At 44.8% G+C, this 15,359-nt stretch carries 12 protein-coding genes; 2 read left to right on the top strand and 10 right to left on the bottom strand.

From position 1 onward, the window contains the following. Nucleotides 1-76: 76 nt before the first annotated feature. From ACU1JV_RS15985 to ACU1JV_RS15965, 5 genes are all read right to left on the bottom strand, one after another. The gene (locus tag ACU1JV_RS15985) at nucleotides 77-1,504 is read right to left on the bottom strand and encodes a sensor histidine kinase (RefSeq protein ID WP_413986226.1); all 1,428 of its coding nucleotides are present in this window, start codon (nucleotides 1,502-1,504) and stop codon (nucleotides 77-79) included. Next, nucleotides 1,501-2,199, bottom strand: a complete 699-nt coding sequence (locus tag ACU1JV_RS15980) for a response regulator transcription factor (RefSeq protein WP_016820715.1) — start codon at nucleotides 2,197-2,199, stop codon at nucleotides 1,501-1,503. The genes ACU1JV_RS15985 and ACU1JV_RS15980 overlap by 4 nt, the downstream gene beginning before the upstream one ends. A 1-nt stretch (nucleotide 2,200) precedes the next feature. Further along, complete coding sequence (locus ACU1JV_RS15975; protein ID WP_434954080.1) at nucleotides 2,201-3,535, bottom strand: hypothetical protein; 1,335 nt, start codon at nucleotides 3,533-3,535, stop codon at nucleotides 2,201-2,203. Then, complete coding sequence (locus tag ACU1JV_RS15970) at nucleotides 3,532-4,257, bottom strand: phosphonate ABC transporter ATP-binding protein (protein ID WP_413986227.1); 726 nt, start codon at nucleotides 4,255-4,257, stop codon at nucleotides 3,532-3,534. Before ACU1JV_RS15970 ends, ACU1JV_RS15975 begins: the two co-directional genes overlap by 4 nt. A gap of 81 nt (nucleotides 4,258-4,338) precedes the next feature. Then, the gene (locus ACU1JV_RS15965; protein ID WP_058830883.1) at nucleotides 4,339-5,496 is read right to left on the bottom strand and encodes an MFS transporter; all 1,158 of its coding nucleotides are present in this window, start codon (nucleotides 5,494-5,496) and stop codon (nucleotides 4,339-4,341) included. Nucleotides 5,497-5,948: 452 nt separating this feature from the next. On the opposite strand from ACU1JV_RS15965, the gene ACU1JV_RS15960 reads away from it, so the two are divergent. Both ACU1JV_RS15960 and ACU1JV_RS15955 read left to right on the top strand, forming a co-directional pair. After that, complete coding sequence (locus tag ACU1JV_RS15960) at nucleotides 5,949-6,866, top strand: hypothetical protein (protein ID WP_013371448.1); 918 nt, start codon at nucleotides 5,949-5,951, stop codon at nucleotides 6,864-6,866. Between the two features lie 66 nt (nucleotides 6,867-6,932). Next, nucleotides 6,933-7,697 carry an HAD family hydrolase gene (locus tag ACU1JV_RS15955; protein ID WP_413986228.1) on the top strand — a complete coding sequence of 255 codons (765 nt, stop codon included), beginning with the start codon at nucleotides 6,933-6,935 and terminating at the stop codon, nucleotides 7,695-7,697. Nucleotides 7,698-7,762: 65 nt separating this feature from the next. Here ACU1JV_RS15955 and ACU1JV_RS15950 read toward each other — a convergent pair whose 3' ends face one another. From ACU1JV_RS15950 to lpdA, 5 genes are all read right to left on the bottom strand, one after another. Further along, nucleotides 7,763-10,114 carry a type IA DNA topoisomerase gene (locus ACU1JV_RS15950; protein WP_413986229.1) on the bottom strand — a complete coding sequence of 784 codons (2,352 nt, stop codon included), beginning with the start codon at nucleotides 10,112-10,114 and terminating at the stop codon, nucleotides 7,763-7,765. 545 nt (nucleotides 10,115-10,659) lie between these two features. Then, nucleotides 10,660-12,147: a glutamate synthase subunit beta gene (locus tag ACU1JV_RS15945; RefSeq protein ID WP_064964191.1), complete on the bottom strand. Its 1,488-nt coding sequence runs from the start codon at nucleotides 12,145-12,147 to the stop codon at nucleotides 10,660-10,662. Nucleotides 12,148-12,384: 237 nt separating this feature from the next. Continuing rightward, nucleotides 12,385-12,873, bottom strand: a complete 489-nt coding sequence (locus ACU1JV_RS15940) for a dihydrofolate reductase (RefSeq protein ID WP_413986230.1) — start codon at nucleotides 12,871-12,873, stop codon at nucleotides 12,385-12,387. Nucleotides 12,874-12,890: 17 nt separating this feature from the next. Further along, nucleotides 12,891-13,685 carry a thymidylate synthase gene (thyA, locus tag ACU1JV_RS15935; RefSeq protein ID WP_413986231.1) on the bottom strand — a complete coding sequence of 265 codons (795 nt, stop codon included), beginning with the start codon at nucleotides 13,683-13,685 and terminating at the stop codon, nucleotides 12,891-12,893. Between the two features lie 250 nt (nucleotides 13,686-13,935). Next, nucleotides 13,936-15,357, bottom strand: coding sequence for a dihydrolipoyl dehydrogenase (lpdA, locus tag ACU1JV_RS15930; protein WP_013371454.1), 1,422 nt, complete (start codon nucleotides 15,355-15,357; stop codon nucleotides 13,936-13,938). Nucleotides 15,358-15,359 lie beyond the last annotated feature (2 nt).

The raw sequence follows: 15,359 nt of genomic DNA, 5'->3' as shown, positions 1-15,359 counted from the left end.
CCCTAAAATTTCAAACAGCCAGCCCTCCAATATAGTGAGGACTGGCTGTTTTTATGGTTACAACTTACATTTAACTTTAAATCTGCCCTTCCGAGAGGTGTGGTGGTTCCACGGATGGCTCTGCTTGCAGAGCAGGCAATGAAACCGTAATGGTGGTTCCAGCTCCCAATTCACTTCTAATGAGCATCTGACCGTGATGACGCTCAACAAACTGTTGCGAGATTGCCAATCCCAGTCCAGTCCCCCCATTTTGGTGGTCTACCTGGAAAAAGCGATCTCTTACTCTGGCAAGATTTTCTTCACTAATGCCAATCCCTGTATCCTGTACCGATATCTCGATATTGCCCTTAACACGTTGAAGAGACAGATAAATAATCGAGCTCTCATGCGAAAATTTGATGGCATTATCTACAATGTTCAAAAACACCTGTTTCAGACGGTTACCGTCTCCATGAACAAGGTATGCCGTTTCCTCGGAATCCATTTGGAGCTTAATCTGCTTCATTTCTGCCTTGGCCCATACATTCAGCATAATTTCCTGCAAAAGCTCTCGAAGATCAACTGTTCCCATCACGAGCTTCATGGCATTTTGTTCCAGTTTGGAAAAATCGAGAATTTCCTCCACCAAGCCAATCAGCCGGTCCGTTTCCTTAGAAATAATCTGCATCCCGATCTTCGTCTCTTCCGGGTCATATCCGCCAGAATTTAACGTTTCACTCCAGCCCTTAATCGAAGTAAGCGGAGTACGCAGCTCATGAGAAATGGAAGAAATAAAATCATCCTTGATTTGATTGGTTCTGACAATCTCCTCTGCCATGTAGTTCAACGTCGATGCCAGTTCACCCAGTTCATAGCGATAATCGCCTTTGATACGTGCATCAAATCGACCCTGCGCCATCTGAGCAGATACATCGCGAATATTGTTAATAGGTCTGACAATGGAATTGGCAAGCCCTGTACTCACTACAAATACAATAATCAATACAGCTGCCATGATTCCCACCGAAAATAATGTAATGATGAATAACTTGTCATTTACTAATTCCAACGAAGTCGTATACCGGATTATATATACCTGATCCCCGACAATATTGTCCAGTTTCTGAGATACCGCCATCACCTGCTGTCCCGTGCCGGGTTGCTTTCCGATCCATTTGCCCGTATCTCCAGCTAAGGCTTGTGTCACATCACTGGTTTGCACATTTAGATCTGAAGCAAAATTTGTCGAGTTATCAATTACATTCCCCTGTTCATCAAGCACTTGTAGTTCGGTTTTGGGCAGAGAAAAATCTAACAAATAAGATTGTAATGATTGCTCGGACTCCTTGAATTTGGATGCAAATTCACTTACCGTTTGAATGCGGTTTTCGATCTTTTTATAAATGGTGTCATAATAATATGATCGGAGTGCAAACATAAATATGACTTCTACTAACAGAAGCGCCAGGAACACTACAAAAAAATAGTGAAGCACAATCTGTCGGCCAATCCCCCTTTTGATCATTGAGACTGGCCCTTCCATTTATATCCATGTCCCCACACGGTTTGCAAAAAAGCCGGCTCGGAAGGATTGTTTTCAATTTTCTGCCGCAGACGTCGGATATTTACATCTACAATTTTCGGATCGCCCATATATTCCTTGCCCCATACGTGGTCAAGTAGTACATCTCGGCTGAGCGGCGTATTTTCTTTCTCCAGAAAAAACTGAATCAGGGAAAACTCTGTCGGTGTCAACTCGATCAGCTGTCCGTTTTTCTTAAATTGTTTAGCTATCAAATCCAGTGTAAACGGACCGGACTGGAAGGACACCTTGGCTGCTGTTTCACGATGTACATTCACCCGACGCAATAACGACTGAATACGTGCAATCAGCTCTGTCGGGCTGAAAGGCTTGCTCACATGATCATCAGCCCCTACAGACAAGGCATACACCTTATCCTGTTCCTGTACCTTGGCTGTCAGAAAGATAATGCCAATACGCTCATTCGTTTCCCGAATTCTCCGACAAACCTCAAAACCATCCATTCCAGGCACCATCACGTCAAGCAGCGCGATATCAATATCCCGCACCGTGTTCAAAATATTCAGAGCCTCATGCCCATCTGCCGCCTCCAGCACCTCAAAACCGTTACGTTTCAAGTTAATAACGATAAAGCTACGGATCGATTCCTCGTCTTCCATGATCAAAACTTTACTCACTCTACTCTACCTGCCTTTCCCCCATCTTGTTTTTAATGGTTTTACGTGGTTCCAGCTCACTGGATCGCTTAATGCCAATTACCTGTGCATTCGTTCGCCACAATTGGCTATAACCTTCATTATTTCGCTCCCATTGTGACAATGAGAAATATTTAATTTCCGCTATTGTTTTGTCTGTATCCTCCAAAATAAATCGCAAATAGCTATCCTTCCTGGAAACCTTGGGATCAATAGTCACCTTGCCATGCAGCTCTTTCGGTAACCTAAAGTAGACCTGTTCGTTAGAATCTCGATACTGCTGCTGTTTAAAAATCGTCCCTTTGGCCCCGTCCCACTGATAGAACGATACAAAATACGGAACTTCATCCAGCGGCCTGTTGCTCCAGCCTTTAGGCTTCTCCAAATTTCCAAATTCGAGAATACCGTCACCATCCACATCACCACTGGCGATGGTAGCATCCTTGAAGGTAACATCCATAAGATTAAGCTTTCTGAGTTTGCCGTGATCTATTACGATAACATTAGATACCGTAGTTGTCTCGGCGATCTTTGTATCAATAATGATCCCCTGCCTACCTTGAGCCACCTTGCCAGCGACGACATTGTAGACACCTAGAGCCTGACTGTCCAAATCCAACGATCCGATTTCCTTAAAGCTCCCTCCGCTGAATTGGAATGTTTTGACAGTAAAAAATTCATTACGACGGAGCAATATAATCGTCAAGTCATTTAGATTGTCTCCGTTTAAATCCATTTTTTTATGGTTAAAATCATCTACGACGAAGTACGTATAGCCCGTTGCATATATTTTTTCCAACGTTCCTCCAGTATAAGAGTATACGATAAGGCCCTTCTGGTCTCCGTTTTCGCCACTGTCTCCGCTCGAAAAGCCTGCTACAATATCAAGCGTACCGTCATTCGTTAAATCTACAAGTTTAAATGATTCCAACACCGTGCCTTCCCCATCAAACGTAAGCTTCTTTACCCACGTTCCTCCTTGATCTTCAAACAAGACACCATGTATTTTTACGCTCTCATCTGGAGTTTCATAAAAGAGCACTGCTTCGTCTATGCCATCATTATTCAAATCTCCCGTCCGAATTGGCGTAGGATCATCCGGATCATTCGGCCTTAAAGGCTGTACCGCCCCTAATTGCGTATTCACTGCTCCATTCAGCTGTTGTTTCTCATCAGACATCGTTGGTGTCTGCATCAGCGAAATCGGATCGCTAATCACATTACAGCCGCTTAAAAATCCAGCAAGAAGCAGCAAGGAGCAGCAGCAAGCCACCATTTTCAACAGCATTTTTTTCACTTCTCTTGCCGTCCCCTTCACAATTTGTTCTTTTCTGCCTGTGTCAATCGTCTTGCCTGGATATCAAACACCAGTTTACCCTCATTCAGACCCCAGATTCGGGAAGCAAAACGTTCAGCCATTTCCAGCGGCAGTACAGTAATGATTGTTACTCGCTCGCCAGAGCACAGCTTGCGAAAGGTTTCCAGTACATGCGCTGCTGAGGCAGGATCAAGTCCATTTACAGGCTCATCAGCTAAAATAACCTTAGCTCCGTGAACGAGAGCACGCGCTGTGGCTACCCGCTGCCGTTCGCCGCCGCTGAGCTTTCCGCATTTATCATGCGCCTTATCCAGCAGACCCAGCTCCTCTAGAACGTCCATCGCTCCCATATAATCGTCGGAACGCACCATGCCAGTCACCATTCTCCACCAGGGTGTTTGACCCGATCTGCCAATGAGCACATTTTTAAGAGCGGTCCGATTCATATTAAGATGCGGATTTTGTTCCAGGTGTGCCCACTCTCGCTTTATTTTCATCTTGCCCGTCCACCCGGATCTCAGTACATCATTGCCACCAACAATCAAACTGCCTTCTTCCCAAGGCTCTTGTAAAGCAAGACAGCGAAGAAGTGTCGTTTTACCGCTTCCGCTTGGCCCCACTATAGCAATGAATTCACCCTGATGAATTTCAGCATCAATCCCTCGAAGCAACAGGGTACGTTCAGGCCCCACTTGCTTGGTCAGCTTCCGAATTTTAATCATCTATGATTCCCCTTTGTCCGCCATCAATACATGTTTATATTTTATAGTAATTGTGAAACAAATACCATGCAAACCGCAGTTTTATACCGCTGGTACTCTTTTTCGGGAAAACAGACCTAACAATCCGAAAACAATATAACTACCTCCAAGGACTAGAAACATACTGCCTTGAGTTCCAATGTCCAGCAACCCTCCGCTAATATTAGGTCCGATCACACTTCCCAGATTAAAATGAAAGGATGCCAGCACATTTGCAGCCGCCAAAAATGATTTGGGCAACAGGTCAGCTGCATAGGCCAAACCAAGTGAGAAAAAGGAGCCTACCAATCCACCTGCGATGGTCAGCAATACCAATGTGAACATAAAATGATTGCCACTCCATGGTAGTAACATAAAGGTCAACCCTCCTGCTATACCTACGCTCATTAGTACCTTTTTACGTCCCCAACGGTCACTTAATATACCTAAAGGCAGTTGCAGCACTAAGCCTCCCAAACTGACGAAAGGCAGCAAGGCAGCAATTTCATCGGTATGAAAGCCAATACGCAGGCCATAGACTGGAAAATTACTGTTCAGGCTCGCTTCCATATAACCGTATAGAAATGCAGGCAACAGAGCGTACCATGCCCAGCTATAGCTGCGCCGGAATCTTTGTGCGGGACGCGCCTCAGTCTCCTGCTTCTCGGGTCTTGAGTCAGGCAGCTTGATTAACACTAACAGCAACACAAGCAAGCACAACAAAGCCAACGCAGCAAATGGAACCAGCATCCCATAATCAAGTAGCCACAATCCCAATGGGCCTAATGCAAAACCCAGACCATAAGACATACCATAAAAGGAAATGTTGCGGCCTCGATTCTCTGCTGGAGTTACCAGCAATATCCACAACTGCGCAGAATAATGCAACGCACTGTCACCGATACCTACTAGCAGGCGCAGTACGAACCAAACCCGAATATCAGGGATTAGCGGGAACAGCAGCAGCGTGATCAGCACAAGCACAAGACCACCAGCCATCAGCTTTTTAAATCCCAGCCACCCCAAAGTCCGTTCAGCCACCAGTGTCATTGCGAATGAACCAATATACAGTGCAGCCGCGTTCATTCCGTTTAGCGATGACGAAACCCCCATTTGTTCCAAAGAGATCGACAGAATGGGCAATAGTAAACCCTGACATAATCCAGCAACAATAATAACTGCAATTAAGATAAAATAATGAACACGTAACGACGACGACATCCCAGCTCCTCCTGCTCGAACAAATAAATTATTAACATCATAAAATGAATGTTTAGAAATGATTTGCATTTGATACCATAATCAATAATAAATCTTATCACGATGTGTACCATGACTTTCTAAAAATCGATATATTACATATTAAGATGTTTTTAGCGTGTTAATTTTAGTGTATTAAAGAGAGAAATAAAAAAATCGCCATCTGAGATGACGATTTTACGGATAGAGCTAGTCTGGTATGTATCCGACTCCTCGGTTAAGAGCCTCGTATGTTCAATCCGACCAAGTTCACGTCACAACGCACTATTTCATATTATAGTGGACAATGCCTGGCAGAACAAGCCATAATAAATGAGTGGGCAATTTCAAAATGCTCATGTTTTGCTTATGGACGGGCTTTATTTACGTTCACCGCTCTGGGCTAGAAGACAGAATAGGAGGCATTTGGTTCCATGAGTTATCAAATTAAAATAGACACTTCCCCAATTTATGAATTGCTCGGCAGCTTTATGGCCTATGTAACTAAAAAGTGGGTCCAAGATATGGACTTGGGCCATGAATGGATCGACAAGGTGGATGCACGATTACAACAGGAAGTTCGTACTGAGCTAGCTACAGCTCAGGATTGCCCTTTTAGCGATTATGACGCACTCTATGCCTGGGCGTTGCTTCGACCAGAAACAGATGAAATATCCGACTATATTTCTTACTTGGATCACGGACCGGATAAGGATATGTTTGAGCTACTTGTTCCGCATATTCCTTTTTTAACCTTTGAAGAATCTTTACGCATTCGTAAGGTATATGCACCGCTCCTCAGATTGTGGGATCGTGATTATTTTCGGGCCTTGGAAGGCGAACTGCGTGTATTGGCAGAAGAAGATGCTGCGGAAAAGCGCATGCTGTTAAGTAAAATGGAACCGGAAGCACTTGTTGAATATGCGACAGCTGGACTAGTCGTGCCACATATGGAAGACCTCGATACAGTAGTGCTGTTTCCGGTCGTTCATAATCGCCCAATTAATTCATACTGCTTTTACACCCGTACACTGCTGATCCAGTATCCGGTAGATATTCCCGAAGAGAGTGAGGAAGAACCGCCCACGCTTCTACTACGACTCACTCGTGCAGTCAATGATCCACAACGGCTGCGCATTTTGCGTTATGTAGCTCAAGGTCCTAAGTCTCTTGAAGACATGCGTCATGATTTGAGCCGATTGGAAGATACACTAATGTCTGATATGATGATTTTGCGTGTGGCTGGTTTGCTCCGCATACACATTGGACGCTATCACAAGGAAAAATTCAGCATCCGTCCCGACGGTGCGGCTGATTTGCAGGTATTTTTGGAATCCTATATTGGATTGTAATTTGAATCGCAACTTTAGTTATAAACTGAACACCGTTAAAGCTTTGGCTTGGAAGGAGTATGCATCATGTCGTATCCGAAACAGCACATTTTATTTGATCTTGATGACACTTTGGTCCACTGCAACAAGTATTTCGACCTTATTCTCAACCACTTTTTCGATTTGCTTCAGGAATGGTTTGCAGCTCATAACCTAACGAGAAATACAATCCGTGAAAAACAAATTGAAATTGATGTGGCTGGGGTTCATCAGGTAGGTTTTGCCAGCGAGCATTTTCCACAATCCCTAATAGATACGTACCAGTTTTTCTCTGAACAATTCGGACGCCGTACGGATTCTCGGGAAGAGCAGGAGCTTCGCTCGCTTGGCCGAAGTGTGTACAAGCAGGAAATTGAACCGTATCCAGGTATGGCCGAAACGTTAAATTCACTCCAAAAAGCAGGGCATTCCCTTCACCTTTATACGGGCGGTGAGCAGGTCATTCAAGAAAGAAAGATTGAACAAATGAAGCTGGCTACTTACTTTGATGACCGTATCTATATTCGCCAGCATAAAAATGTCGAAGCACTGGAAGAAATCATCCAAATAAATCGGCTGGACCGAGGCATCACCTGGATGATTGGGAATTCTTTACGCACCGACGTATCTCCAGCCCTTGCGGCAGGTATTCACGCGGTGTATCTTAAGCAGCCTAAAGAATGGATTTACAATATGGTTGAATTGCAAAAAAACGTGAACTCTGTAATGTATACAATACAAAAGCTAACAGAAGTGCCACGAGTGATCCACGAAAACATACAATTGCATCAACAAAAAAGGACCCTCGGATAGGGTCCTTTTTTCGTGTTTAAAAAGTCATTCAACCTTCACATTCTACTATGATAGACGACCCTATTTCAGGATTCCTCACGAACGCTAAGTTGTCCTGTTCCTGGTACATCCAGAACAATCCGCGCTTTGACGGTCGATCCATCTTTACGTTTAAAAGACAACAATTGCGTCTGCCCCTTCGCGAGCAGGGACTTGAGCATCGTTTCGGTAATCTGCTTGCCAGCATATTCCTTCCAAATGACAAAACCACAGCCCTGCTTAAAATGGCTACACCCATACCCTTTACGGCCTTCAATAATGCTTCCACCGCAATTGGAACACGGGCAGCTGCCTAATGCCTGCCTTTGGCTCACTGAAGCATCTGACTGTCCATCAGATGAGCTCCGCACTGCTTTTGTAGCTGAACTGCGTCTTGTTGGTGGTGCTGCTTGCTTTAGCGCAGCACTTCCTGCACTACTACCGCCTCCTGATGGTGTGCGATCCATTCCTTTGTCGGTGGCACGTCCACTCGCGCCTACACTGCGGGCGTTCCCCTTGCCTCCCGAGCGATTACTCCTTGCCTCCTCGCCAAAGGCATTTGCGGGAGCAGGTGGCTGCTGCCTTACCTTATCAATGATGGACAACGTGAATCTTTTAACGTTATCCATAAACTTCTCCTGAGCTGCCTCACCCTTGGATATTTGATGAAGACGGCGTTCCCATTGACCTGTCATCTCCGGTGAGGCTAATAGATCTACCCCGGCATGACGGATCAGGTCAATAGCCATCTTTCCCTTATCTGTAATAAGAATCTTTTTGCCCTTCATTTCAATGTAGCCGACCTTCTTCAATCGTTCAATTGTGGCGGCTCGTGTCGCAGGTGTACCTAAGCCAGCGTCCTTCATAACCTCGCGTAATTCCTCATTCTCCATCTGCTTGCCGGCGCTTTCCATCGCTTTAAGCAATGTGCCCTCCGTGTAGCTTTTAGGGGGCTGAGTCGCCTTTTCTTTCATCTCGGCGCGAACACAATCCACCGGACGTCCTGCATCAATTTCAAACTTCTTGTCCGTCCACTCGTCCGTTTCCTCTTCATCTTCCTTTTTGGATGTTTTGCTCTTTTTACCTTTATCCTGGTCAGCTTTGCTCAAAACCACTTTCCATCCCAAGGACAGAAGCTCCTTAATATTGGTTTTAAACAAATGCTTGTCCACCTGCGTCATTACGGTATGCATTTTATATTCAGCCGGAGGAAAAAAATGCGACAGAAACCTACGAATAACCAAGTCGTATACATTTTGTTCCTCCTTACTTAGCGTTCCCGGTCTTTTTAACGTCGGCAAGATAGCATGGTGATCCTCAACACGAGACGGATTGCAGACCGATTTATTCTGTTTATGGACCAAGTTAGGGTTTGCTTGTTGAACCAGATCAGCATAAGGGCCTGTCCCCAGAATCCGTAAAGCCTTATGCATGCCGTCTATATTCTGCTCTGTCACATAGTTAGAGTTGGTACGCGGATAGGAAATGACCTTGTGGCGCTCATAAAGCGCTTGTGCCACATCCAGCGTTTTTTTGGCCGAATAGCCGTACTTGGCATTCGCCTCGCGTTGAAGCAGCGTCAAATCGTACAATTTAAAAGGATACTCCTTTGTCTGCTTCGTATCATATTTGGTAATCTTCCCCTCTTTCCCGCGTACCGCCGCAGCGATCCCCTCAGCTTCTTCCGGTTTCGTCAGCCGATCTCCCTGCCATGCCCCTTTGTACTTAATCTGATCTTGCTTAAACTCAGCCCACACGTCATAGAAGGTTTGAGACTGAAATGCTTCAATTTCCTTTTCTCTATCATGAATTAGTGCCAGTACGGGAGTCTGTACCCGTCCTACCGACAGCAGGGTGTTATGACGTGTTGTGAACGCTCTGGAAGCGTTCATGCCAATCAGCCAGTCCGCTTCACTTCGTGCCCGCGCAGCTTGAGTCAGGAATTCAAACTCCGAGGCATCTCGCAATCGTTCAAAGCCTGTCGCAATACTCTCTGCCGTCAAGTCCGAGATCCACAATCGCTTAACCGGCTGTCGTAGCTTTAGCTGCTGCTGAATTAACGCAAAAATATATTGCCCCTCTCGTCCAGCGTCACAAGCATTCACGATGGCATTGCAGCGTTTGGCCAGCTCACCAATCATTTTTAGCTGATCTTTTGTTTTCGGATTAGGTACGATTTTGAACTGTTCAGGGATAATCGGAAGATCTTGAATATTCCATCGTTTGTACTTAGCATCGTAAGCATCTGGCTCAGCCAGCCCTAACAAATGACCGATCGCCCAGGTTACAATGTATTTCTCCCCTTCCAAATAGGTACGGTTATTTTTAGCACGAGGCTCCATAACAGCGGCAATCGTCCGCCCCATATCCGGTTTCTCAGCAATAATCAACGTCTTCATACATTCCATTCCTTCCTGACGGCCTTCTGTTTCTCCTCCATGAATCATAGATATACATGGAACGCAAATGAAAACACAGCTATCCCGGCCTCATGCAAAAGGAGCTTTCTCCCAGCGAAAGCTCCTTTGTAAATTCATTTAGTCTAGCGCTTCAACAATATACGTCTATTATACCATAGATCTCATGGTTCTCTCAGGTCATGATTTTACTCTAAGTTGAAACTACACCATTTATAAACGCGGGTCATGTTTATGTTAATTTATATTACATATATTTAAGTTTTCATCTAATTGTTTTGTAAAATAAAAGTATTTTTCTTTAAAAAGGCTACACACACCCTCCTTATTTATGTTATGATCACTATAGATAACAGTCGCATGATTAAAAATTCAATTTAAAGTCATTTTATATAACATTAAGTTTACACCCCTTTGTACACCTTCCTAGAAAATTGGATTCAACAACTAGCGACAATGCTTGAAACACAAATAAAGCCCCATCCTAAGATGGAGCCTTTACTTGATTCGTAACATTAAATTTATAATTACACCAAAACAGTAGTACCCATGAGGTATTTATCAACTTCACGTGCTGCTTCTCGACCTTCATTAATAGCCCACACAACCAGACTTTGTCCGCGGCGCATGTCACCCGCAGCAAACACCTTATCCACATTCGTCACATATTTCCCATAACGTGCCTTAACGTTGGAGCGACGGTCCGTTTCCAAACCGATTTCCTTCACAATCGTTTGCTCAGGCCCATCAAACCCAATTGCAATCAGTGCAATTTGTGCTGGGAATACACGTTCCGTACCTGGAATCGGTTGATAGATTTTACGTCCAGTTTCATCAACAATACGTTGGATTTGAATGGTGTGCAGTTCTTTCAGATTGCCATTCTCATCACCTACAAATTTGGTTGTCATGATGGAGAACTCACGCGGGTCTTCCCCAAACAACGCTTTCGCTTCTTCCTGTGCATAATCGAGAGAGTACACATTCGGAAACTGCGGCCAAGGATTGGCAATCGGATCACGTTCCAGTGGAGCTTTGGTGTGTGTGCCAAATTGAGTGACACTCCGGCAACCATGCCGCAAAGAAGTAGCTACACAGTCCGAACCTGTATCACCACCACCGATAACAATAACGTCCTTACCTTTGGAAGACAAATAGTTGCCATCTTCAAGGTTGGAATCCAGATAACTTTTGATGGTGCCATTCAAATAATCCATAGCATAATGGACTCCATTCAAATCACTGCCTTCAATATTGAATTCTCTCGGCTTTGTAGATCCACCGCATAGCACAACCGCATCATAGTCGGCAACCAACTGTTCAGTAGGGATATCCTTGCCAATTTCCGTATTCGTGATGAATTGAATACCTTCAGCCTCCAGCAAGTCTACACGACGCTGTACAACCTTCTTATCCAGCTTCATGGATGGGATTCCGTACATCAGCAACCCACCTACACGATCTGCACGCTCATACACAGTCACGCTGTGCCCTGCTTTGTTAAGCTGTGCTGCCGCAGCCAATCCCGCAGGACCCGAGCCAACAATAGCCACTCGTTTGCCTGTACGTTTTTCCGGCGGGTTAGGAACAACCCAGCCTTCCTCAAAACCTTTTTCGATAATCGCTTCCTCAATTGTCTTAATGGTAACAGACTGCCCGATAAGGCCAACAGTACATGAGCCTTCACATGGCGCAGGACAGACACGGCCCGTAAATTCGGGGAAGTTATTCGTTTTGTGCAGCCGGTCTAACGCTTCCTTCCACAAACCACGATATACGAGATTGTTCCATTCCGGAATAAGATTATGAACCGGGCAGCCTAAAGTTGCTCCCATGAGATCCATCCCCGTATGACAATAAGGAGTTCCGCAGTCCATACAACGCGCCCCTTGGGTACGCAGCTCTTCTTCAGACATATGCTTATGAAATTCTTCCCAATCCTTTATACGCTCTGCCGGGTCCCGGTCTGTAGGAAGTTGTCGTGTGTATTCCATAAATCCAGTTGGTGTAGACATGTTACGTTCCCCCATCTCTTCGCTTATGAACCCCGATCATCCATTCAGAATTCTAATCAAATTCGAACTTGTCTGTTTGTGTTATGAAAGGGTCTGTTCTCGTTGAATTTGATTTATTGTATCACAATACAGCGTAAAAGTAATGAAAACTTATGCAACTTTCTGCATCTACAGCCAAAAGGATTTTTTATATGGTTTATTAATTTTTCAAATGAGCTAGGTTGAATTCATCTATTGTTATTCTGTTCTCTCGTAAACAACAAAACGGTAGTCGTACAGGTTTTTGTCGTCCTTGATACCCGGCGTCTCATTGACTATAGTCCAGCTGCTCCAATCCAGCTCAGGAAACGTCGTATCACCTTCAAAAGTCTCCTCAATTCGAGTCACAATCAGCCGATCAGCATGTGGCCAAAACAGTGAATAAATCTCTGCTCCGCCAATGACCATTAGCTCTTCTTCCTGCGCAAGTTGGAGCCCCTCTTCCAGTGTATGAATCACTTCCGCACCTTCTGCCTGATAGTGCTCATCACGAGTCAAAACGACGTTGCGACGGTTTGGTAAGCTTTTCCCGCCAAAGGATTCCCAGGTTTTTCGTCCCATGAGTACCGTTTTATTAATCGTCTGCTCTTTGAAGAAGGCCATGTCCCTGGGAAGGCGCCAAGGAAGACTGTTATCCCGGCCAATCACACCATTTTGTGCCATAGCCCATATCATCGAAATGCTCATCTTTCCACCTCCTCTAATCAGATGGCGACAGGCGCCTTGATCCCTGGGTGATGCTCGTAATTCTCAAAAACAAAATCCTCGTAAGTGTAATCGAAAATGGATTCAGGCTTGCGCAGAATTTTTAACTGTGGCAAGGGATAAGGATCACGTTCCAACTGTGTATGCACTTGTTGTATATGATTTGAATAAATATGCACATCGCCGCCTGACCAAATGAACTCTCCGGGCTCCAAACCGCACTGCTGTGCAACCATATGCGTCAGCAATGCATAACTAGCGATGTTGAATGGCAGTCCAAGGAAAGTATCCACTGAACGCATCGTCAGCATACAGGATAACTTTCCTCCAGCTACGTAGAACTGAAATACAAAATGACATGGTGGCAACTTCATCGATTCAATTTCAGCCACATTCCAAGCACTGACGATATGTCGACGTGAATCCGGACTGTTTTTGATAGCCTCAATGACCTTCGCAATTTGATCAATATGTTGTCCGTCCGGTGCTTCCCATGCGCGCCATTGCGATCCATACACAGGTCCCAGATTCCCCTGCTCGTCTGCCCATTCATCCCAAATGCTAACTCCGTTCTCCTTGAGATAAGCAATATTGGTATCCCCTCGCAAAAACCATAACAGTTCATGTATAACGGATTTCAAATGTACTCTTTTAGTGGTCACCAACGGGAAGCCCTTGGCCAGATCAAAACGAAGTTGCCTTCCGAACACAGATAATGTTCCCGTCCCTGTCCGATCCTCTTTTTTCACTCCGTTCTCTAAAATATCCTCCAACAATTCCAAGTAGTTGCGCACGTTGTTTCTCTCCTTTGAGCATGAATAAAATACAGCATCGTCAATTTTTAATTTTTTAAAATTCTCGATCTACCCCATTAATCTATATTTAGTTTATCATGTAGGGTACTTTTTTGACCATGTGCTGTGTGAATTTTCATGATAGTCCAATAATCTTAAAGTTTGAAAAAAAGAGACAAAGAGCGCAGATATAGCGCTCCTTGCCTCTTTTTTCATGTATGAAAACCAAAAACAAGATAATGAAATGGAATTAGCGACGTGGCGCCAATGCGTGGATCGGATGACCCATTACGACTTCTGCAGCTTCCATCACAAGTTCGCCCAGTGTAGGGTGAGCATGGATAGTCAAGGAGATATCTTCGAGTGTAGCACCCATTTCAATCGCCAGACCCAGCTCAGCAATCAGGTTGGAAGCTTCCAGACCTACGATTTGCGTACCCAGTACCAGACCTGTATCTGCGTCAGCTACGATTTTTACAAAGCCTTCAGCAGCGTTCAGGGAAACGGCACGACCGTTTGCTCCATAAGAGAACTTGCCAACTTTGACATTATAGCCTTTTTCTTTAGCTTGTGTCTCTGTGTAGCCTACGCTAGAGCATTCTGGATCTGTGAACACAACAGCCGGAATACATTTATAGTCTACAACGGATGGTTGGCCAGCAATTACTTCAGCAGCTACTTTACCTTCGTAAGAAGCTTTGTGAGCCAGAGCAAGACCAGGAACAATATCGCCGATTGCGAAGATGTGAGGGATGCTTGTGCGTCCTTGGTGGTCAACTTTCACCATTCCGCGTTCATCCAGTTCTACACCGATCAAATCCAGACCCAGTTCACCGTCTGTATTTGGACGACGTCCAACAGTTACAAGCAGGTACTCAGCAGTTACTTCTTTGCTTTCACCGTTAACAGAGAATTTCACTGTTACATCTTTATCAGTTTGTTCCGCACTTTCCGCTTTAGCGCCAGTGAAGATTTCGATACCTGTTTTCTTCATGCTTTTCGAAACGATGGAAGTCATATCTTTATCGAAGCCAGGAAGAACAGTATCCATACCTTCAATGATCGTTACTTTGGAACCGAATTTGGAATACATTTGTCCAAGCTCTGCACCAATATATCCACCACCGATAACGATCAGGCTTTTCGGAATTTCAGGCAGGTTCAATGCTTCAGTAGAAGACAGAATGCGTCCGCCAAACGGGAATGGCTTCAATTCGATAGGACGGGAGCCTGTTGCGATAATTGCATTTTTAAAACGGTAACGTGGTGATTCATGTTCGTTGAATACACGCGCTTCGTTTTCGTTGATGAACATGCACTCACCGTTGAAAACTTCGACTTTGTTGCCTTTGAGCAAGCCGCTTACGCCGCCAGTCATTTTCTTAACAACACCGTTTTTGAATTCTTGTGTTTTTGCAAAATCTACTTTTACATTTTCAGCCGTAATACCGAAAGTTTCGCCATGTTTAGCTGCTTCGTATTGATGAGCTGCAGAGATCAAAGCTTTGGATGGAATACATCCACGGTTCAAGCAGACACCGCCCAGCTCAGATTTGTCAACGATCAATACGCTTTGTCCCAATTGTGCGGCACGGATGGCAGCTACATAGCCGCCAGGACCCGCACCGATAACCAATGTGTCAATATCCAGAGAAGCGTCTCCTACTACCATTG

The sequence above is a fragment of the Paenibacillus sp. T2-29 genome (genome assembly GCF_052921365.1).
Note: the sequence above shows the minus strand (reverse complement) of the source record. Positions and strands in the feature narration are given on the sequence as shown.

What these genes read in the sequence shown, in the direction of transcription:
- ACU1JV_RS15985 (WP_413986226.1), bottom strand. Translation starts at nt 1,504, where the DNA reads ATGATCAAAAGGGGGATTGGCCGACAGATTGTGCTTCACTATTTTTTT.
- ACU1JV_RS15970 (WP_413986227.1), bottom strand. Translation starts at nt 4,257, where the DNA reads ATGATTAAAATTCGGAAGCTGACCAAGCAAGTGGGGCCTGAACGTACC.
- ACU1JV_RS15965 (WP_058830883.1), bottom strand. Translation starts at nt 5,496, where the DNA reads ATGTCGTCGTCGTTACGTGTTCATTATTTTATCTTAATTGCAGTTATT.
- ACU1JV_RS15960 (WP_013371448.1), top strand. Translation starts at nt 5,949, where the DNA reads ATGAGTTATCAAATTAAAATAGACACTTCCCCAATTTATGAATTGCTC.
- ACU1JV_RS15955 (WP_413986228.1), top strand. Translation starts at nt 6,933, where the DNA reads ATGTCGTATCCGAAACAGCACATTTTATTTGATCTTGATGACACTTTG.
- ACU1JV_RS15950 (WP_413986229.1), bottom strand. Translation starts at nt 10,114, where the DNA reads ATGAAGACGTTGATTATTGCTGAGAAACCGGATATGGGGCGGACGATT.
- ACU1JV_RS15945 (WP_064964191.1), bottom strand. Translation starts at nt 12,147, where the DNA reads ATGTCTACACCAACTGGATTTATGGAATACACACGACAACTTCCTACA.
- ACU1JV_RS15940 (WP_413986230.1), bottom strand. Translation starts at nt 12,873, where the DNA reads ATGAGCATTTCGATGATATGGGCTATGGCACAAAATGGTGTGATTGGC.
- lpdA (WP_013371454.1), bottom strand. Translation starts at nt 15,357, where the DNA reads ATGGTAGTAGGAGACGCTTCTCTGGATATTGACACATTGGTTATCGGT.